Origin of the sequence: Capnocytophaga sp. oral taxon 878 (genome assembly GCF_002999135.1) — a bacterium.
GTDB lineage: Bacteria > Bacteroidota > Bacteroidia > Flavobacteriales > Flavobacteriaceae > Capnocytophaga.
Map to the genome: position 1 here is coordinate 2,603,546 of NZ_CP027229.1, position 21,967 is coordinate 2,625,512.

13 protein-coding genes are annotated in these 21,967 nt (G+C 39.4%); 10 read left to right on the forward strand and 3 right to left on the reverse strand.

What is annotated here, in order from left to right:
• Window positions 1–65 precede the first annotated feature (65 nt).
• Complete coding sequence (locus C4H12_RS11825; RefSeq protein ID WP_106099096.1) at window positions 66–9,122, forward strand: gliding motility-associated C-terminal domain-containing protein; 9,057 nt, start codon at window positions 66–68, stop codon at window positions 9,120–9,122.
• A gap of 398 nt (window positions 9,123–9,520) precedes the next feature.
• On the opposite strand, the gene C4H12_RS11830 is transcribed toward C4H12_RS11825, so the two are convergent.
• On the reverse strand, window positions 9,521–10,684 hold the full coding sequence (locus C4H12_RS11830) for a dicarboxylate/amino acid:cation symporter (RefSeq protein WP_106099097.1): 1,164 nt from the start codon (window positions 10,682–10,684) through the stop codon (window positions 9,521–9,523).
• 886 nt (window positions 10,685–11,570) lie between these two features.
• On the opposite strand from C4H12_RS11830, the gene C4H12_RS11835 reads away from it, so the two are divergent.
• The 9 genes from C4H12_RS11835 (at window position 11,571) to C4H12_RS11875 (ending at window position 20,129) form a co-directional block, all read left to right on the forward strand.
• On the forward strand, window positions 11,571–12,554 hold the full coding sequence (locus tag C4H12_RS11835; protein ID WP_106099492.1) for a DUF4837 family protein: 984 nt from the start codon (window positions 11,571–11,573) through the stop codon (window positions 12,552–12,554).
• A 40-nt stretch (window positions 12,555–12,594) separates the two neighbouring features.
• Window positions 12,595–13,317: a hypothetical protein gene (locus C4H12_RS11840; RefSeq protein ID WP_129588235.1), complete on the forward strand. Its 723-nt coding sequence runs from the start codon at window positions 12,595–12,597 to the stop codon at window positions 13,315–13,317.
• A gap of 66 nt (window positions 13,318–13,383) precedes the next feature.
• On the forward strand, window positions 13,384–13,578 hold the full coding sequence (locus C4H12_RS11845; protein ID WP_106099099.1) for a twin-arginine translocase TatA/TatE family subunit: 195 nt from the start codon (window positions 13,384–13,386) through the stop codon (window positions 13,576–13,578).
• A 25-nt stretch (window positions 13,579–13,603) separates the two neighbouring features.
• Window positions 13,604–13,921: a YbjQ family protein gene (locus tag C4H12_RS11850; protein WP_106099100.1), complete on the forward strand. Its 318-nt coding sequence runs from the start codon at window positions 13,604–13,606 to the stop codon at window positions 13,919–13,921.
• Between the two features lie 42 nt (window positions 13,922–13,963).
• Window positions 13,964–15,001, forward strand: coding sequence for an A/G-specific adenine glycosylase (gene mutY, locus C4H12_RS11855; RefSeq protein ID WP_106099101.1), 1,038 nt, complete (start codon window positions 13,964–13,966; stop codon window positions 14,999–15,001).
• 49 nt (window positions 15,002–15,050) lie between these two features.
• Window positions 15,051–15,458 carry a single-stranded DNA-binding protein gene (locus C4H12_RS11860; protein ID WP_106099102.1) on the forward strand — a complete coding sequence of 136 codons (408 nt, stop codon included), beginning with the start codon at window positions 15,051–15,053 and terminating at the stop codon, window positions 15,456–15,458.
• 51 nt (window positions 15,459–15,509) lie between these two features.
• A complete protein-coding gene (gene gldE, locus C4H12_RS11865) occupies window positions 15,510–16,796 on the forward strand; it encodes a gliding motility-associated protein GldE (protein WP_106099103.1) in 1,287 nt (428 codons plus the stop codon).
• A 9-nt stretch (window positions 16,797–16,805) separates the two neighbouring features.
• Complete coding sequence (gene polA, locus C4H12_RS11870) at window positions 16,806–19,595, forward strand: DNA polymerase I (protein ID WP_106099104.1); 2,790 nt, start codon at window positions 16,806–16,808, stop codon at window positions 19,593–19,595.
• Window positions 19,596–19,607: 12 nt separating this feature from the next.
• Complete coding sequence (locus C4H12_RS11875) at window positions 19,608–20,129, forward strand: methyltransferase (protein ID WP_106099105.1); 522 nt, start codon at window positions 19,608–19,610, stop codon at window positions 20,127–20,129.
• Between the two features lie 128 nt (window positions 20,130–20,257).
• On the opposite strand, the gene serS is transcribed toward C4H12_RS11875, so the two are convergent.
• Together serS and C4H12_RS11885 are read right to left on the reverse strand one after the other, a co-directional pair.
• Complete coding sequence (gene serS, locus C4H12_RS11880) at window positions 20,258–21,529, reverse strand: serine--tRNA ligase (RefSeq protein WP_106099106.1); 1,272 nt, start codon at window positions 21,527–21,529, stop codon at window positions 20,258–20,260.
• 86 nt (window positions 21,530–21,615) lie between these two features.
• The gene (locus tag C4H12_RS11885; RefSeq protein ID WP_106099107.1) at window positions 21,616–21,957 is read right to left on the reverse strand and encodes a hypothetical protein; all 342 of its coding nucleotides are present in this window, start codon (window positions 21,955–21,957) and stop codon (window positions 21,616–21,618) included.
• Window positions 21,958–21,967 lie beyond the last annotated feature (10 nt).

Genomic DNA, 21,967 nt, shown 5'->3' on the forward strand with positions numbered 1-21,967 from the left:
TCTTAACTTTGCCGCCTAAATATATATACATATTTTACTTTTTACAAAAATAAAAATTGAAAAAAATGCGATCATTAAAAGAACAATGGGTTAAGTGTTGTACACTTTTTCTTTTGCTATTTACAATAATGGCTAAGGGGCAGGTAGTAAGTGTTCTTACTGAAAGCCCTGTACACATTGCTAACACTGCCGATTTTTCGGCAGGAGTAGTAACAATCACTTTGGATATGCCTACTGGCAAAACAAGTGGTGAGCTGGAGGTAACACTACCCGCTGGCATTGAATATGCTCAAGGGCTAACCGCTACCGGAGGTACTGTTACGTGGAAAGCGGGCTCGGCTCCTAATAAGCCAGTATTTACAATTAGCTCGGGAGCTGGAGCTGTGGTAACTGTAAGTTTTAAGCGTAAGGTTACTAAGGCTGTTCTATCCAACCCCAGCTTTGGCGAAGGTTTTTTGGATACAGCCGTTTTAAAAATAGATGGTACAGCTACGCCAGCTAAGCAAAATGAAACAAAATACCAACTGCAACGCCCAACACTTGCGGTGCAATTTACTGGAAGTCCTATTTCCGAAGATGTAGGAACCCATACCAGAACTTTTGACATTCGCAATACAGGTAATGGTACAGTAAAAGATGTGTATTTTTCCGTAGATTACCCTGCTGATGTAACAGGAAATGGGTTTTGGTATAATAACACCAAACTCACATCAATGACTATTAATGGTAAGACTGTGTACAAGGTGCCTAATGTACATTTAGCTAATAATGGATTTGTTACAATTACTGAGAATTATACCATAAAGAAGTGTACTGCTGGTAGAAAAAATACTTATCATGCTCATTGGGGTAAGGATAATGAAATTTTTGAAACTACTTCAAACGCTAAAAATATAGATATTAAAACAGGTACGCCTTCTATAGAGTTAGATACAGATAGTAATAGCACTTATTTTGTTTGGAAACAAGGGCTTACTGGTAATACTTTGGGAACTTTCACCTTGAAATATAAAAACAATGGACCTGGAGCTAACCCTACTGCTTATAATATAACTCTTGATGTGGCAGAACGTTGGAATGAGCAGAGGTTTATTACTCATAAACCGGCCAATATTAGATTGGTATCAGCAGATGGTGCTACTGAGCTTCCTGTTCCAGCAGCTGCACTTAGCACTCCAAATGGACAGGATCGTAAGATTGTTATAGACTTTAGTAAAATTCCTGCTTTGAGTGCTACTGATGCTACTTATGGTAGTAAGGATTTTGGTTTTGCTGATGCCGATGGTGATGGTTTTAGAGGAGAACTTAAGAAAGATGCCTCATTTACTTTGCGTTTTGATTATGTACAGACCCAACCTCTGAGCTGCTTGATGAATAGCTCTATTAAAGGCTTGAATATTTCTCCTGTTACTTTTATAAACGCTAAGAGTGTGTGTGGAGCAGCAGCACCTAGAAGAGATGCATTCATACATTCATATACTTTTACACGCTTGTTAAGTAGTGTAGGTGATGGATCAAAATTGCCTAACCAGTTGTTGCCTAATATTGAAACTTCAGGGTATCTTATGGCTACTTTTAACGTTTCAGGTTTTTATGCTAGTCAGCGCTTGAAAGGGCAAGCTAATAAGAATAGTGATAAGAGATATAAATATGAAATAAAACTTCCTCCTGGAGTAGCTCTAAGAAATGTGAAATTCTATAAAGCTGATGCTTATGGAACTTCTAAAGAAGCGCCAATTAGTTTGAATAATGTAGCAGCAGGAGGTACCTTTAACTATACTACAACCGATGATAAATATGGTTATGTTACTTTTGATGTAGTATTAGAAAACTGTTCAGGCACAAGTATAAACTTAGATTACTCAGTTTTATATTTAGATAAGAATGAGGCAACTAATACTTATTCTGAAATACCTTTGGTTTGTGTAACAAATAAGCCAATTATTACAGTTTGTCCTTCTCCTTGTGGAGTGGATGGTCCAGAGATGTTAAGCACTAAGATTGAACGTGCTGATAACTCTTATGGATGGACTGATCACACTATGACTGCACGTGCACAACGCTCTCAAATATCAGAACTGCAACGCCAACGCGCTTTATACTTAGATGATATTGAAGTAATTTCTACAGGTAAGCAACTAAGAGTTACTACCAACAACTTGTATTACTTTGCTTCATTTGCCAAAAACGCAAAGGTAACCCCTAAGTTTATCACTTTTAATACAGGTACACATTCGGTTACCCTACAGGCAAACGCTGCAGGAGTGGTTGCTAAAACTACTGTAGGTGAAAGAGACTACTTCCTTTGGAATCTTACTTCTGCCTTGCCTCTAGTAGGTATTCCTGCCAATGGCACTTTTACCACAGTAGCTACTTATCAGCTTACTAATGGAGAAGATAGATATACTGCTTCTCAAGATGTTGAATCAGGAGGAGAGAGCTTTTACTATCGTTTAAACAATCCTGCTACTGATACAACTAAAAATCCGCAAGGCTATCATACAGCACAATTACACTGCGGGGCTAATTTATATGCTACCTTCTATTTTGCAGGATTATATTCAGCCGTAGCAACTAATGACTATGAGTTGTTTGGTTGTGAAATTAAAGATATTGGTAATTGGCAGGTGCATTCGGGACGTAGGTTTAATCCGGCAGGTAACTACTTTACCGATGAATTCCGTCCTGCTCGCCTTGTTAAAAAAGCGACATTCACTATACCTAGTACAGTAAATTATGTGAATAAATTTACTTATATGTATAGGAAAAAATATCCTGATACAGAACAGATAGATATACCAATATCAAATCTTGTCTTAGAAAGTGATAATGGCACTTATAAAGTGTATAGTTATACCAATCCACCTAAAGGACAAGCAGGACACTTGCCTCCTGGTGAAATTTCTGTAGACAATGCTTATGATGGCCATTTCAGATTATATATGCAGGCTACTTGCAAAACAAAGGTTGTAAATAACTTAGCAAGTGCTAAGGCTGCAGCTATGGTAGTAAAATCAAAAGTAGATTATGAAGATTTCTATTACCATTACGCAGCACGTGGCGGACAAAGAATTACTTCAGGTGAGATTCCAGACCACCAAACACCTTTGTACTTTAGAAATGTACCAAGCATAGATATTGCAGCAGAAACAGCTCTATCTGTAAAAGCTAGTAAGCGAGAGCAAATATTAGAGTTTAGACTATCTAATAATTCATTCTCCGATGCTCCTTACTCTTGGATCTCTATTCCAAATATAGCAGGAGTAGATATACTTTCTTTATCTGAAATTAGTAATACTAAAGCACATGTATATACCTATACTGCTCAAAGTAGTATTTCGGGTGAACAAATGTTCTTTTTAAGTGATCAAGGAGCTAATAGTGGTACGATTGTTAAAAATACTAGTCGTTATTTCCGTGTAATTTATAGGATTACTAACTGTGAGGCACCTTTACACCAACTAAAAGTGTATGCAGGTTGGAACTGTAATAGCAACCCTACAGCAGGTTATCAAAGTACTTGTAGTGATAAGAGTCTTACTTATGATATTACAGTAGCTAAAAGTAGAAAAGAAATAGAGCCTGCAGCAAGTAACCCAGGTCAAAATAGACCTGATAAGGTAGGTACTATTGCGATGTGTACAGCTACTCCTTATAGTTATATTATCAACAGTGCTAGTGAGGGAGATATCTACGATGCAAAGTTGGTAGTAACTCAAGGTGCGGGTATTAGCTTTAGTGAAGTAGAGGTGGAGTATCCTCTTAATAGTGGTCATAAATATTATGAAAATACAGGAACTAAACGCTTAGTACATACCACTGTAGGTGATGTTCATACTTTTGATATTAGTAGTATATTGCCAGGAGGTAGCTTGCCAGGATCAATATCAGAACCTACAACCGCTGAAAATCGTAAATTCAAACTTACTTTTAAAGTAACTCCTGATTGTGATTTTACAGCTGGTTCTTCATTCGATATAGACATTGAAGGTAATAACCTTTGTGGCAAACCAGCTGCAGGTGATAAAACACGTGCTATTATAGCAGGTATTAATGGCGTAACTATTAATAATTACGACATAAAACTTGATGACCTAACTTATGTGAATGGTAATGGATCTGCTTGTGATGGAGGTGTTACCTATCGCACTCGTGTAACAGTAAACGCTGGTAATCCTGCCTTTGAAATTGGCGACAATGCCCGCTTGCGTTTCCGTATCCCTAAAGGATATGAATTTGTATCAGGTGAGATGCATTCACGTAATCCAGGTGCTTCTTGGGCTAATCCTACTCATATTGCCTCAGAAGATAAAAACGTACGCAATGAAAGAGAAATTTCAGTAACTGTACCTAAAGGAATGAAGAATGGTCATACTTTTGAGTATAATGTTACTATCAGACAAAAAGATAATGCAACTATAGATTGTGCTACTCCTAAAGAACTTAGTGCCTTCACAACAGATACAGTTACAGGAGTTACTTGTGCAACGGCACAAGGAGGCAAATGTGGTACTTTCACAGTGAACTCATCACCTCGTCGTTCTATTGTAATTAAAAATGAGCGTCCATCGTTGTCATTTAGCAATGTAGCTGTAAGTTCTAAGGCTGAAAACAACAAAGAGAAAATTACTGTAACATACAAAATCACTAATGGGGCTACAGCATCAGCTACACTTAATGCTCGCCCTGTAGTAACAAGTTTGTACTATGACGCTAATAACAATGGTGATATAGATGTTAGTGATACTAAGCTTGCAACTTACACTAGTACAGAGACTTTAGCTAAAGGAGCTACTTCAGTGGAAAGAAGTATTACCCATTTAGTAGATGCTGATAAAGTATGTAGATTGTTATTAGCACTTAAAAATGAAGATAATGTATGCCTTTGTGGTGATGTAGTAAGTGCTTTGCCTGCACCTGCTACTATTGAAGGACTTACTCAAAGTTTTACAACTTGTGCAACTAGCAGTATTACCCTTGCTTATCCAGCTGCTGCTGCTACCTATACTGGTTATACTTGGAGTGCTATAAGTCCAGCTGATGCCTTAGGATATTTATCTGCAAATAATATAGCAACACCTACATTTACTTATAGGGGAGCTCCAGTTACTACACCTCTTATAGTTACTTATAAACTAACTGTGAAACGTATAGGAGGATGTGAATCATCACAAACAGTAACAGTACAAGTAAGTCCTCAAGGAATAAACTTAACAGCTCCAGCACCTTTGGTAGTGAATTGCAAAAATGCTACGGCAAGCATTACTCAGTGGTTAGCTTCAGCTTCAGCTGCCGATACTTGTGGAAATGCTGCAAGTGTTACTCATAATTATGATACTGTAAAACCTGCTGACCTTTGCAATAACAGTGGTATTGTAACTGTAACCTTTGTAGGAAAAGATGCTTTGGGTAACACAGCAACTCAAACACGTACCATTACTTTGGTAAATATAAATGCAGTAAATGATACATTTACTGTTACTCACGGATTAGTAGCAACCACTACTACCGACAGTGTTCTTAATAATGATAAAGTAGGCACCCAAACAGCTACTGCTGCTACTGTAAGTATGACAGTAACTACCCCAGCTGTAGGAGCAGCAGGTAGTGCAACACCTACCCTAAATGCCGATGGTACTGTTACTGTTCCAGCAGGAACTAAATCGGGTACTTATTATATTGGATATAGAATTTGCAACACTGTTGTAAGTGTATCAGTTTGTGATACAGCTACAGCTACTATTGTAGTAGGTACGCCATCTATCACAGCTAATCCTGACACCTTTACTATTACCACAGGAACCAGCACCAAATCGGTACTTGATAATGATAAGCTAGGTACAGCAACTACAACTACTAGTACCGTAAATGTATCGGTAGTTACAGGCGCAACCCCTAAACAATCAGGTACTAGCACTCCTACATTGGATAGTGATGGTAAAGTAACCGTTCCTAACAATACGCCAGCAGGTACTTACACTATAGTATACCAAATCTGTGATAAGCTAAATAGCGGAAATTGTACAACAAGTACAGCAACTATTGTAGTAGGAACACTATCTATCACAGCTAATCCAGATACCTTTACTATTACCACAGGAACAAGCACCAAGTCGGTACTTGATAATGATAAGATAGGTACAGCAACTACAACTACTAGTACCGTAAATGTATCGGTAGTTACGGGAGCAACCCCTAAACAAGCGGGTACTAACACACCTACTTTGGATAGCGATGGTAAAGTAACCGTTCCTAACAATACGCCAGCAGGTACTTACACTATAGTATATCAAATCTGTGATAAGTTAAATACAGGAAACTGTGCAACAAGTACAGCAACTATTGTAGTAGGAACACCATCTATTACAGCTAATCCAGATACCTTTACTATTACCACAGGAACAAGCACCAAGTCGGTACTTGATAATGACAAGATAGGTACAGCAACTACAACTACTAGTACTGTAAATGTATCGGTAGTTACAGGTGCAACCCCTAAACAATCAGGTACTAGTACCCCTACTTTGGATAGTGATGGTAAAGTAACCGTTCCTAACAATACACCAGCAGGTACTTATACTATAGTATACCAAATCTGTGATAAGCTAAACACAGGAAACTGTACAACAAGTACAGCTACTATTGTAGTAGGTACGCCATCTATTACAGCTAATCCAGATACCTTTACTATTACCACAGGAACTAGCACCAAATCGGTACTTGATAATGATAAGTTAGGTACAGCAACTACAACTACTAGTACCGTAAATGTATCGGTAGTTACGGGAGCAACCCCTAAACAAGCGGGTACTAACACACCTACTTTGGATAGCGATGGTAAAGTAACCGTTCCTAACAATACGCCAGCAGGTACTTACACTATAGTATATCAAATCTGTGATAAGTTAAATACAGGAAACTGTGCAACAAGTACAGCAACTATTGTAGTAGGAACACCATCTATTACAGCTAATCCTGATACCTTTACTATTACCACAGGAACCAGCACCAAGTCGGTACTTGATAATGATAAGTTAGGTACAGCAACTACAACTACTAGTACCGTAAATGTATCGGTAGTTACGGGAGCAACCCCTAAACAATCAGGTACTAGTACCCCTACTTTGGATAGCGATGGTAAAGTAACTGTTCCTAACAATACACCAGCAGGTACTTACACTATAGTATATCAAATCTGTGATAAGCTAAATAGCGGAAACTGTACAACAAGTACAGCTACTATTGTAGTACCAGCTCAACCTACAGTAACCCCAACTATAACAACAATAGGAGATGAATATACTGTAACAGGTACTGTTACTACGCCAGTGACTGTAGGTAATATACTTACTAATGATACCATAGGTAGTCAGACAGCTACAGTGGCTAGTGTAACAATCCACACTGCGACACCAACAAGTGCTACGACCCCTCGTATCGACCCAGTGAGTGGAGATGTGATAGTTCCGACAGGTACACCAAGTGGTACATACACTATGACTTACTACTTGTGTGAAACTGCAAACAGTAGCAACTGCAGTAGCGCAACAACTGTAACAGTAACCGTGGTAGGAGTGACAACCCCAACAGCTACACCGACTATTACAACAATAGGAGATGAATATACTGTAACAGGTACTGTTACTACGCCAGTAACCGTAGGTAATATACTTACTAATGATACCATAGGTAGTCAGACAGCTACAGTGGCTAGTGTAACAATCCACACTGCGACACCAACAAGTACTACGACCCCTCGTATCGACCCAGTGAGTGGAGATGTGATAGTTCCGACAGGTACGCCAAGTGGTACATACACTATGACTTACTACTTGTGTGAAACAGCAAATAGCAGTAACTGCAGTAGCGCAACAACTGTAACAGTAACCGTGGTAGGAGTGACAACACCAACTGCTACCCCAACTATTACAACAATAGGAGATGAATATACTGTAACAGGTACTGTTACTACGCCAGTGACTGTAGGTAATATACTTACCAATGACACCATAGGAAGTCAAAGTGCAACCGTAGCGAGTGTTGCTATTCATACAGCTACGCCTACTACCCCTACTGAGCCATACATCAACCCAGTGAGTGGAGATGTGATAGTTCCGACAGGTACGCCAAGTGGTACGTATACTATGACTTACTACTTGTGTGAAACGGCAAACAGCAGTAACTGCAGTAGTGCAACAACTGTAACAGTAACCGTGGTAGGAGTGACAACCCCAACAGCTACACCGACTATTACAACAATAGGAGATGAATATACTGTAACAGGTACTGTTACTACACCGGTAACCGTAGGTAATATACTTACTAATGATACCATAGGTAGTCAGACAGCTACAGTGGCTAGTGTAACAATCCACACTGCCACACCAACAAGTGCTACAACCCCTCGTATCGACCCAGTGAGTGGAGATGTGATAGTTCCGACAGGTACACCAAGTGGTACATATACTATGACTTACTACTTGTGTGAAACGGCAAACAGCAGTAACTGCAGTAGCGCAACAACTGTAACAGTAACCGTGGTAGGAGTACCAGCGGCAGCACCTATTGCAGTTGATGATAGAGTAACAACTCCGCTTAATACACCGGTAACTATTAACGTACTAAGTAATGATACCCCTCAAGGAGCAACGCCTAACATTACTACAGCCCCAGCTAATGGTACAGCGGTAGTGAATGGAGATGGTACAGTGGAATACAGACCTAATAACAATTTTGCAGGAATAGATACCTTTGCGTATGAGCTTTGTACCGCAGGAGGTTGTGCTACAGCTACAGTAACTATTCAGGTTATTAAGAAACTTGTAATCTACAATGGAGTATCGGTGGGAGGTAATCCTGAAAATGATCACTTCCATATTGCGGGAATAGAGAACTACCCTAACAATGTGGTACGCATCTATAACCGTTGGGGAGTGAAAGTATGGGAGGCTGAACACTATGATAACGTTCGTACAGTATTTAAAGGTATCTCGAACGGACGTGTAACTATAGAAGCTCCTGAAACATTACCTCAGGGTACTTATTACTATGTAATAGAGTATACAAATGAGAATAATGAAAGACAAAATGAAGTAGGCTGGTTATACCTTAAAAAGAACTAGTATTATCAGGCGCTTATTGTAATAAAACTGAAAAGCCCCTCGCAGAATGCGAGGGGCTTTTTTTGTGTTGTAATTTTAGTTGAATAGGGGTGAGATACTTGTTTGCTTCTTTAATTTGGTAATTCTGTTTGCGATAAAAGCAACAGCACTATCGCTGGTGAGATAGCAGGTGCTGCCAAAGCTATTCATAGTAATAATGGGGTGCTGTAAGACTTGGTGTGTACTTATCAAAATTAAGTTTCTTCAAAATTAAGCTTTATCAAAGCTAAATATGGAAATAAGTATGTTTAAAACAGTTATAAAATGCTACCACTTGTAATAAAATAGAAAAGCCCCTCGCAGAATGCGAGGGGCTTTTTGTATTGTGATTTTTCTGAATTAATTTAAGATACTTTTGTTTAGTCCTTTATTTTGCTAATTCTGTTTACTATAAGTGCTACTGCACCATCGCCGGTGACATTGCAAGCGGTACCAAAGCTATCCATAGCAATGTAAAGAGCTACCATAAGACCTTGTGTGCGCTCATCAAAACCGAGCATAGAATTAAGGACTCCTAAAGCAGCCATAATAGCTCCGCCAGGTACGCCAGGGGCAGCTACCATAATTACCCCAAGCATCATTACAAAGCCTGCAAATAACATAAAATCATAGGGCATACCTTCTAACATCATTAGGGCAAGCGCACAGGCTGTAATTTTCATCGTACTGCCTGAAAGATGAATGGTAGCACATAAAGGTATTACAAAGCCTGCTATTTTGCTTGAAATGCCTAATTTTTGGGCTTGGCGTAGTGTTACAGGAATGGTGGCGGCTGATGACTGGGTGCCTAATGCTGTAGCGTAGGCAGGTAACATTGTAAGTAATGAGCGGAAAGGGTTTTTGCCCGCAATGCTTCCTGCTATAAGATATTGAATTAGTAACAGGACAATGTGCATTGCAAAAAGTATGATAATTAGTTTGAAGAAAACGGTCATAATCGCCATTACTTGTCCGCTATAACTAATTTCGGCAAAAATGGTGAGGATATAATAAGGCAGCAGGGGTATAATAGCTTTGCTGATGAGCCATTTTACGATTTCGCCAAATTCTTTTATCATCTGGCTGAGGGTGCTTTCTTCACGTACTGATAGCCCTATACCTATAATGAAGGAGAGTACTAGTGAGGTCATCACATCGGTAATGGGGGGCATTTCGATGGTGAAGAAAGGGCGTATGGCTTCGGCATCTTTGCCTATATTACTGAGCTGTTCGCCTTGTAATAGGGTAGGGAAGAGGCTTTCGCCTACTAAGTAGGTAGAAAAGCCTGAAAAGAGGGTGAAGCTATAGGCGATGCCCACGGTTATGAGCAGTAGTTTCCCAGCACTTTTGCCCAGTTCGGCAATGGAGGGCATAATGAGTCCCATCATAATGAGGGGTATGGAGAAGCCTAAGAAGTTGGCGAATAATGTTTTGAAGGTGATAAGCAGGCGCATTATGTTTTCGGGGGCTGCTAAGCCTATGCTTATACCAAAAGCGATGCCGCAGCAGACTTTAAAGAGTAAAGAACGAAAGATTTTTTCCATAATTAAAATAATTAATATGGGGACAAAGGTAATGATTATTTGGCAAAAAACAAAGTCTTGTAGGGGATAGGGGGTAGGAGTTAGGGGGTAGGAGTTAGGGGGTAGGAGTTAGGGGGTAGGAGTGAGGGGATAGGAGTGAGGGGAAGGAGTGAGGGGGAAGGAGTGAGGGGGAAGGAGTGAGGGGGAAGGAGTGAGGGGGAAGGAGTGAGGGGGAAGGAGTGAGGGGGAAGGAGTTAGGGGGTAGGAGTTAGGGGGTAGGAGTTAGGGGGTAGGAGTTAGGGGGTAGGAGTTAGGGGATAGGAGTTAGGGGATAGGAGTGAGGGGATAGGAGATAGGGGGGAGGAGAAGTGAGGATTGGTGGTTGAGGAAAATGAGGGGAAATGTGGGGAATAATGAGAATAATGTAAGGATTGGAGGAATTTGTTGCGGATTATGTAAAGAGTGGGTAGGGTCGGGAAGGGGTTGATAATCAGGGTGGTGAGGCTTATACTTCGTTTATAGTTCGTTTATCCTTCGTTATAGGTTCGTTTAAAGTAGGCAAAAGATAAGAGATAAGAGATAAGAGGGTGGGGCAGAAAGGGCTGATTATTAGGGAAGAGGGGTTGGGAGGTAGGGGATAGATAGGGGGAAGGGAATTTTGCATTATTCGCAATTTAGGGGGTAGGAGATAGGAGATAGGGGAGAGAAGAGGGGGTAGGAGTTAGGAGATAGGGGAGAGAAGAGGAGATAGGAGGTGTGAGAGGGGTAGGAGATAGGGTGTAGAAGATAGGGGAATGGGGGTGGAATGGGGTTTTTGTGGAGTTGGTGGGGGAAATGGGGTATATTGGCACGATTTTCGCAGTGATTTTTGTATAAGTATTTAATGTATTTTTTAACTTTCTTTTTTATGAAACGCTTATTATTCATAGGTTTAACTCTTATTTCGGTAGTGACGGCTTGCACTGATAACAAAACTAACGAGCAGTATATGCCTGCTTCGGTAGGGCCAATTAATAGCCTTGCTGTGGTTATTGATAATGATTTGTGGGAGGGTGCTGTAGGAGATACAATTCGGAGGTATTTTGCCGCTCCTATTGATGGGCTGCCTACTGAAGAGCCTACTTTTTCATTACACCAAGTTCCGCCGCAAGTTTTTGAGGGGAATACTCGCAATAGTAGGAATGTGCTTATTGTACAACGCGGGGATAAAAAGAGTGCTGTAGTGAAAGAGAATATGTATGCTAAACCACAGGTGGTGGCTATAGTGCAGGCTGAGAAGGTAAGAGATATTGCTTGTAAAGTGGAGGAATTTCATGATAAGTTTATCAATGCTTTCAAGGAAAATGAACTTAGTGAGACGCGTAATAGATTTCAGAAATCACTTAATACAGAGACGGAAGTGCCTGCTACCCTTGGGGTAAGGCTTGAGATGCCTTCTTTTTATAAGATAGTAAAGCACGAGAATAATTTCTTTTGGATTGAGAGGCCTATAAAAGGGGGCAAGGCGAGTGTTATACTGTACGAGATGCCTCTTAATAGTATCCCGACTAATGAGGAGGAGCGTGCTAAGGCGATAGTGCATATGCGTGACTCGATAGGTGAGAAGTATATCCCGGGTCCTGAGAAAGGGATGTATATGCTTACAGAAACTTATTTGGCGCCAAGCATCAGCAATGTGAAGGTGAAGGGTAGAAATGCCATAGAGAGCAAGGGGTTATGGGAGGTGAAGAACTTTGCCCTTGGAGGTCCTTATATAAACTATATTATTGAGGATATCCCGAATAACCGATTACTTGTAGCGGAGGGCTTTTTGTTTGCCCCAGGGGTGGCTAAACGCGATGTGCTTTTTGAACTTGAGGCGATTATAAAATCCATAGAATTTACGAAGTAACAAGTAACTTTTAGAAAAAATATAACCAGAAGAAACGACTATGAAAAGAGTACTGACCTTATTACTTTTGGCCTTTGCGCTGAGTTCGTGCAATAGGCTTTTTGTGAAACTATACAATACCAGACCGATTATAGATAAGAAAGTGACTTGGAGGGGAGAGGATAGAGAAGTGATTTTTATTCCGATGATACATATCTCAAGGCAGGCGTATTATGACCAAGTGAAGGATTTTGTTACGCAGAAGCGACAAGAGGGATATACTATTTACTATGAAGGAGTAGGGATGAGCGATTCACTTACTGCGGCGCAACGAGATACTGTATATAGGAAAGCGAGAAAGATATTAGGATTTCATATAAAAGGAGCTTATGATAAGGATGGGAAAAACCGTTCGATACCTAAATATAAGCGTTATGTGGGACAGAATAAAGCCAATACGGGGATTGATACCATTCGGGATATAAATCTTGATATGACACTGGATAAGCTTTTGCCTTTGGTAGCTACCGTAGGAGGTAATGATGGTAAAATAGAGCTAGATGAGTGTGACTACTCGACCCCGCTGAATGCTAAATATAAATGCAAGAAGCCAAAGAATTGGATAGAATACAGATATGCCTTATCACATACGTATAGAGATAATTATATAAAAGAAACTCTTATTAAGGCTCCGCATAAAAAGATAGTGATAGTATATGGAGGAGGGCATAAGGATGCTATTGGAGAGGCGATGAAAGAACTTAAGTTAGAAAAAGTAAAATAAATTAGGGTAGGAAGAAAAAAGAATGTATCTTTGCAACCTAATTATGAATATTAAAATATTGTAGGTATGAATTTAAGTATATTTTTGGGCATAGTAGGTCCGTGGCAAGCAGTTATTATTGTAGCCCTTATATTATTGCTTTTTGGAGGAAAGAAGATACCTGAATTAATGCGAGGTTTGGGTAATGGCATTAGGGAGTTTAAAGATGCTACTAAGCAGCCAGAAGAAGAGAAGAAAGAAGGGGAAAAAGATAAACAATAAAAGCACTGATTAAAGAGAAGAAGTTATGATATTGACTACAACACCTACGCTGGAAGGGCACCCTATAAAACAATATTTAGGCATAGTTACTGGTGAGACTATCATTGGGGCGAATGCTATTAAAGATTTTATGGCGGGACTAACGGACTTTTTTGGAGGACGATCTACAACTTATGAGCGAGTGCTTATTGAAGCAAAAGAAACAGCACTTGCGGAGTTACAGCAACGCGCCTTGGAGCGTGGAGCTAACGCTATAGTAGGTATAGACCTTGATTACGAGACCTTAGGGAGCAATGGTGGGATGCTAATGGTTACCGCCAGTGGTACTGCTGTAGTTGTATAACAACTAAATAAGCAGGTAGGTAAAATAGCGAAATATAGCACATTGGCAGATTGGCTTATTCACAAATTAGTAACTTGGTACAGTACTGCACAGCGGATACTGCCTTGGCGTGGTACTGCTGACCCTTATAAGGTATGGCTTTCTGAAATTATCTTGCAACAAACGCGGGTAGTACAAGGATTGCCTTACTATGAACGATTCATAACACACTTTCCTACTGTTATAGCCTTAGCCCAAGCGCCAGAAGAACAGGTGATGAAACTATGGCAGGGCTTAGGTTACTACTCACGGGCTAAAAACTTGCATAAAACTGCCGAGTATATAGCTACAGAACTGGGAGGAGAATTTCCTAAAACATATAAAGAACTTATCAAACTGAAAGGCATTGGCGATTATACAGCCAGTGCCATTGCTTCTTTTTGCTATAATGAACCTTGTGCAGTGGTAGATGGGAATGTGTACCGTGTGCTATCGCGGTTATTTGGCATTAGTACGCCTATAAACAGCACTGAGGGAGCAAAGGCTTTTAGGAGCTTGGCTTACCAACTACTTGACACAAAAGAACCAGGAACTTACAACCAAGCCTTGATGGAATTTGGTGCGCTTGTGTGCACTCCGCAGGCAGCTGGTTGTAGTGATTGTATTTTTCAGTCTCACTGCTGGGCGTACCAACACCAAGAAGTAGGCACTCTACCTGTAAAACTTAAGAAAATAAGCGTTAAGAAGCGCTATTTTAACTACCTTGTGTGGATTAGTGCAGATAAAAAAACGCTCCTGCAAAAGCGAGAAGGGAAAGATATATGGCATGGGCTTTATGAGTTCCCATTGATAGAAAGTGAGAGCCCTTTATCGGGGGTAGAACTTAGTGCTTTTTTGGCTGCTGAGGGCTCCCATTGGGAACCCGTTTTGTACAACCAAAGTCCTGTGATACACAAACTCACTCACCAACATATTTATACTTCTTTTTGGGTGATTATGACTCCTGAACTACCTGATAATGCGGTGCTTATAAGTGATGTGGTGGCTTATCCAGTATCGGCACTTACTGCAAAATTTATTACAGACTTTTGGCAGTTATAAAAAATGTTGTACTTTTGTTGTGTTTTATAACCTCTAAATACTTAAAACAATGAGCGGAAATTTGAACAGAGTAACGCTATTGGGAAGAATGGGCGATGCTATTAAGCTCACTTACTTTAGCGAGGGGAATTGCGTAGGTCAGTTTCCATTGGCTACTAATGATGAGTACATAAACAAAAGTACTAATGAGAAAGTAGTAACTACTGAATGGCACAACATTGTAGTGCGTAACAAACAAGCAGAAATTATCGAAAAATACACACAAAAAGGAGACCTTATCTACTTAGAAGGCAGGCTTAAAACGCGCTCTTGGCAAGGAGATGATGGTCATACCCACTACATTACAGAGGTATTTATAACTGACTTTAACCTTTTGCCTAATACACGAACTGCTAAGACAGAAGGAGGAGAAGAACCTTTGGTGGCAGATAAGCCAGAAGATGGGCTTCCTTTTTAATATCTAACAATTTGTACTTTGGAAACAGAACCTGTCTCGGTGCCCCTATTTATGTCATTTCTGGCAGTAAATGCGGGTATCATTATTCAATTTGCAATTTTCTTTTTTTTATTGTTGTGCTCGGCACTCATATCGGGAGCTGAAGTGGCTCTTTTTTCACTTTCACCTACAGATATAGACGAGCTTAAGGAAGAGAATAGTGCGACAAGCAACCTACTAGTGAAGTTGGTTGAAAATCCTAAAAAGCTATTGGCTACAGTGCTTATAGCGAATAACTTGGTAAATATCTCAATAGTTCTTCTTTTTGTGGATTTAGGAGAATTTCTTTTCAGAGGTATTGAAAATCCTATTATTTATGAGATAATGAATGTAGGGGTAGTAACTTTTGTACTACTGCTATGTGGTGAAATATTGCCAAAAATATACGCTAATAGGAATAACCTGAAATTTGCCCAAAGAGTAGCCTACCCTATTTATACCTTGGATACGCTTTTTACGCCTATTAGTGTGCCTATGAAAGGCTTTACAGTGTGGATACAGAAGCGTTTGGGTAAAAAGAAAAGTAATATATCGGTAGGACAGCTGTCGCAAGCCTTAGAACTGGCATCGGAAGAAGATACAACTAATGAAGAGAAGAAGCTTTTGGAAAGTATTGTATCATTTGGTAATACCGAAACCCGTGAGGTAATGATGCCTCGTGTAGATATTTTTGCCCTTAGTGATGATACACCTTTTGCCCAAGTGCTAAGTGAAATAGTGCGTATAGGCTATTCACGCATACCAGTGTACCATGATAATTTGGATAATATTATAGGGGTTATCTACATCAAAGACCTTTTGCCTTACATTGATAAACCCGATTTTAATTGGACAACTGTAATGCGCAAGGCTTTTTTTGTGCCTGAGAATAAGAAGTTGGACGACTTGCTGGGAGAGTTTCAAGAAAAGAAGATACACTTGGCAGTAGTAGTAGATGAATATGGCGGTACTTGCGGAATCATTACCCTTGAAGATATTATAGAAGAAATAGTAGGAAGTATTAATGATGAGTTTGACGATGATGATGTTACATACTCTAAAATTAATGACCATACTTATTTTTTTGAAGGGAAAACAGTGTTGAAAGACTTCTACCGTATTATGGAATTTACAGATGAAGAGGAGCAAGAATTTGATGAATGTAGGGGAGATGCAGAAACACTTGCTGGTTTTCTTCTTGAGGTAGCCGGCAACTTCCCACAAAAAGGTTTACCTATAGTTTTTGGAAATTATCAGTTTATTGTTGAAGCATTTGATAAAAAACGTATTAAGCAAATTAAGATTATTAGAACAACTTAATCACAAGAAATGAAAAAACGACTCTTTTTACTTGATGCATACGCCCTTATTTTTAGGGGTTATTATGCTTTTATAAAGAACCCTCGTATTAATTCAAAAGGGATGAATACTTCAGCTATTTTAGGCTTTGTGAACTCTCTTTTTGATGTGATTAAGAAAGAAAAGCCAGATCATCTTGCAGTAGCTTTTGATAAAGGAGGTAGTGTAGCACGTACAGAGATTTTTACTGATTATAAGGCAAACAGAGAAGAAACCCCAGAAGCTATCCGTTTGGCTATTCCATATATTCACGAGATACTTACTGCACTACATATCCCTATTATTGAGAAAGAAGGATATGAAGCAGATGATATCATAGGAACACTTTCCAAACAAGCTGAACAACAAGGTTACCAAGTATATATGGTAACTCCTGATAAGGACTATGCACAGCTGGTAAGTGATAATATCTTTATGTATCGGCCTGCTCGTTCGGGAAATGATGTGGAGATTTGGGGAGTAAAAGAAGTTCAAGAAAAGTTTGAAGTGCAAAATCCTTTACAAGTGATTGATTTTCTTGGTATGATGGGAGATGCTGTTGATAACATACCAGGGCTGCCAGGAGTAGGAGAGAAGACAGCTAAAAAGCTTCTTGCAGATTTTGGTTCAATAGAAAATCTTCTTGCTAATACCAATCAGCTTAAAGGTAAGCTTCGTGAAAATATTGAGAATAATAAAGAAAAAGGACTTTTATCTAAGCAATTGGCGACTATTATGCTTGATGTGCCTGTTACCTTTGATGAAGAATCCTTTGCAATGTCTGAACCAGATTTTGAATTGGTCACTAAGATTTTTGATGAATTAGAGTTTAGACAGTTATTACAAAACTTTCTGAAAACTTACAAGCCCGAAGCTATACAGGCAATACCAGCAGTTAATAAGAATGGGCAATTAGATATGTTTGCAGTACAAGGCGACCTTTTTGCACAACCTCAAGTGGTATTAGAGAAAAATAATAGTGCTAATACCCTTCATTTTTATCAGCTAGCAGATACCCCAATGGCACAACAATTGTTGTTAAAAGCATTATTACAACAGGCAGAAGTGTGTTTTGATACGGAAACTACCAGTATAAATGACCTTGAAGCAGAGTTGGTAGGAATATCTTTCTGTTGGGCAGCCCATAAAGGATATTATGTACCATTTCCTACAGATAAAACAGAAGCTATAGCACTTATAGATACTTTTCGCCCTTTCTTTGAAAATGCAGAAATAGCTAAAGTAGGGCAGAACCTTAAATATGATATAAAAGTATTACAAAACTACAATATCAATGTGCAAGGAGCTTTATTTGATACTATGATTGCTCATTATCTGCTTAATCCTGATATGCGGCATAATATGGATATTCTTAGTGAAACTTACTTAAACTATACTCCTATTGCTATTGAAAGCCTTATAGGTAAAGGTAAGGCACAACGCTCTATGCGCACTGTGCCTTTAGAGCAAGTGAAAGAATATGCTGTCGAAGATGCAGATATAACTTGGCAACTTAAAAACGTTTTTAAGGAAGAATTGCCTAAACTAAATGCTCAGAAGGTTTATACTGACTTAGAAGCACCTCTTATTAAGGTTTTAGCAGCTATGGAACGTGAGGGGATAAATCTTGATATAACTTTCTTGAAAGAATATGCTAAGACCTTAGATGCCGATATAGCACAGTTAGAAGCAGCTATTACTCAACAGGCTGGTGAGACTTTTAATCTTTCTTCACCCAAACAATTGGGAGATATCCTCTTTGAAAAGCTAAAAATAGATAATAAGCCTAAGAAAACAAAAACTGGACAATATGCTACTTCTGAAGAGGTATTAGCACCCTTTGCTTCTAAACATAAAATTGTAGCTGATATATTGGAATGGCGACAAGTACAAAAACTTAAATCTACTTATGTAGATGCCCTTCCTTTAGAAGTAAATCCAATTACTGGACGTGTACATACTACCTATATGCAAACTGTAGCAGCAACTGGAAGGTTAAGTAGTAATAACCCTAATTTACAGAATATACCTATACGTACCCCTCGTGGGCAACAAGTACGTAAGGTATTTATTGCTCGTAATTCTGATTATGTCCTCCTCTCTGCCGACTACTCACAAATTGAACTTCGTATTATTGCTTCTTTAAGTCAAGAACACAATATGATTGAATCTTTTCTCCGCAATGAGGATATTCACCGTGCCACTGCTGCCAAGGTATTCAATGTTCCTTTGGAAGAGGTAACTCGTGAGCAACGCAGCCACGCCAAAACTGTAAACTTCGGTATTATTTATGGAGTGTCGGCTTTTGGGCTTTCAGCTCAAACCGATCTCTCTCGCTCAGAAAGTAAAGAACTGATAGATACCTATTACGCCTCTTACCCTAACTTACGGAACTACATCAGCAAGCAGATAGAGTTTGCTAGAGAATATGGCTATGTAGAGACTATCTTAGGTCGCCGCCGTTATTTGCCCGATATCCATTCGCATAACCAAGTAGTGCGAGGAGGGGCTGAGCGCAATGCTGTGAATGCCCCTATACAAGGCTCGGCTGCAGATATTATCAAAATTGCAATGATACACATCTATGAACAGTTACAAGCCCAGCAGCTCCAAACCCGTATGCTCCTTCAAGTACATGATGAGTTAGTGTTTGATGTGCCTAAAAATGAGCTTGATATTGTGAAACCTCTTATTAAAGACGCAATGGAGAACGCCTTCACTCTTGTTGTACCTCTTGTTGCCGATTTGGGTATAGGAGATAACTGGCTTGATGCTCACTAAAAACGCATAATTATGTATAAATCTCTTCCTAAAAAGCGTTATAAACATACTTTAAACATACTAAGAGAGTTTGTCCCTCAAGGGGCTACTATTCTTGATATAGGGGTTGAAAACCCTTTTTCTACTATAATGAAACAAGAAGGTTATACAGTGTTAAATACAGCTGGTCAGGACTTAGATTTTGAAGCTCCTACACTTCAAGCCTTCCAAGCCGATTTTACCACAGCTCTTGAAATCCTTGAGCATTTGGTAAACCCTTTGGCTGTTCTTCAAAATATACCTACTCAAAAGGTGCTTATTACAGTCCCACTACGACTTTGGTTTGCCAAGGCCTACCGCAATTCATCCGATCTGCGTGACTGCCATTACCATGAGTTTGAAAGCTGGCAACTTGATTTCCTTCTTGCTAAAGCAGGTTTTCGTATCCTATATCGCAAAAAATGGACACACCCAGTCTCTAAATTTGGCTTACGCCCATTTTTTCGCCTCTTTACCCCACGTTATTATGCAGTTGTTGCCGAAAGGATTTCCTAACAATCTGTTTTTTACTAAAATATAAAATCTCACACAAATTTCACGTCTTTTACGGTTTATGCAATATGCAATCCGTGTTATTAGTGAAAACTGTGTGAGATTTTTTTATTTGCTAATTAACAAGTCTGCTAATTAATAATATCAAATCCAGTGTATTTTCTCAATACCTCAGGCACTACTATGCCCTCAGGAGTTTGGTAGTTTTCCAAGATACCTGCCAATACACGTGGTAAAGCCAATGAACTTCCATTTAGTGTATGTGCCAACCGATTCTTTCCTTCGTTATCTTTAAATCTCAGTTTAAGTCTGTTAGCTTGGAAAGTCTCAAAGTTCGATACCGAACTTATCTCCAACCACTTCTCTTGTGCTGTTGAATATACCTCAAAATCGTATGTAATTGCCGAGGTAAATCCTAAATCTCCTCCGCATAAGCGTAGTATATGGTAAGGTAATTTCAGCTCGTTTAATATCCCTTTTACGTGTTCTATCATCCCTTCCAAAGCTTTGTATGAGTTGTCAGGATGTTCTATCCGCACTATCTCTACTTTGTCAAACTGGTGCAAGCGGTTCAAGCCACGTACGTGCGCCCCATAGCTACCAGCCTCTCTGCGGAAGCAAGGAGTATAAGCAGTACAACAAATAGGCAAATCACTCTCATTAAGCAAAGTGTCTCTAAAGATGTTAGTTACAGGTACTTCAGCAGTAGGTATCAAATACAAGTTATCTACGCCTATATGGTACATTTGCCCTTCTTTATCAGGTAGCTGTCCAGTGCCATATCCCGATGCTTCATTCACTACGTGAGGCACTTGGAACTCATTATATCCCGCCTCAGTATTCTTGTCAAGGAAGTATGTTATTAAAGCTCTTTGTAACTTAGCTCCTTTGCCTTTATATACAGGGAAACCAGCTCCCGTTAGCTTTACCCCTAATTCAAAGTCAATAAGGTCATATTTCTTAGCAAGCTCCCAGTGGGGTAGGGCTTCCTTTCCTAAATCAGGAATTTCTCCTGCCTCAAACACCACTACATTATCAGCTTCCGATATCCCTTCTGGCACTTGTTCATTAGGAATGTTTGGTACTCGGTACAATAGCCCATTTAGTTCTTCTACAGTAGCGTTTAGTGTATCGGTAAGGTTTTTAATATCTTCTTTTAAGGTAGCTGTTTCTGCCTTCAAAGCATTTGCCTTTTCAGTTTCACCTGCTTTAAAAAGATTCCCTATCTCTTTTGACAGATTGTTTTGTTTTGCTAGCGTTTCATCTAAAGATAGCTGGGTGCTACGGCGTTTTTCATCCATAGCTATAATGTCGTCTATCAGTGTTAGCTCTTTAAAGTTACGCTTCTTAAGACCACTAAGCACACGGTCTTTTTCTTCTCTAATAGTGTTTAGCTGTAACATATTCTTTCTTTTTAGGTGTTAGAGGTTCTGCATATTTAAGGGGCGAATATTAATTCTCTTTCCTTAATAGCTAATAAACAAATCTTTTAAAATTCTTTTGTAACATCTTCCCAATCGGCATAGTTATAAGGCATATCCTTGGCAAAGGCTTCAAAAACACTTATAACCTCTTGGGCAGTCTCCATAAATGTACGATAGTGAGTAAAGTCATTAGGCGTCTTATATATGCGTGCTTCTACCATATAACGGCTCTCTTCTCCCAATTCCTCATTCTCTAAAATGGTCTGCACATAGTTGCCTTCATTGCCATCTTCTGCAAATACTACAAACCTATGCTCATCAAATGGTAATTCCTCAATCAATGTTTTTATCTCCTCATTGGTCAAAACCACAGGAGTTTCATATACCTCAGTTGTTATTCTCTTCATATTTTAAAAC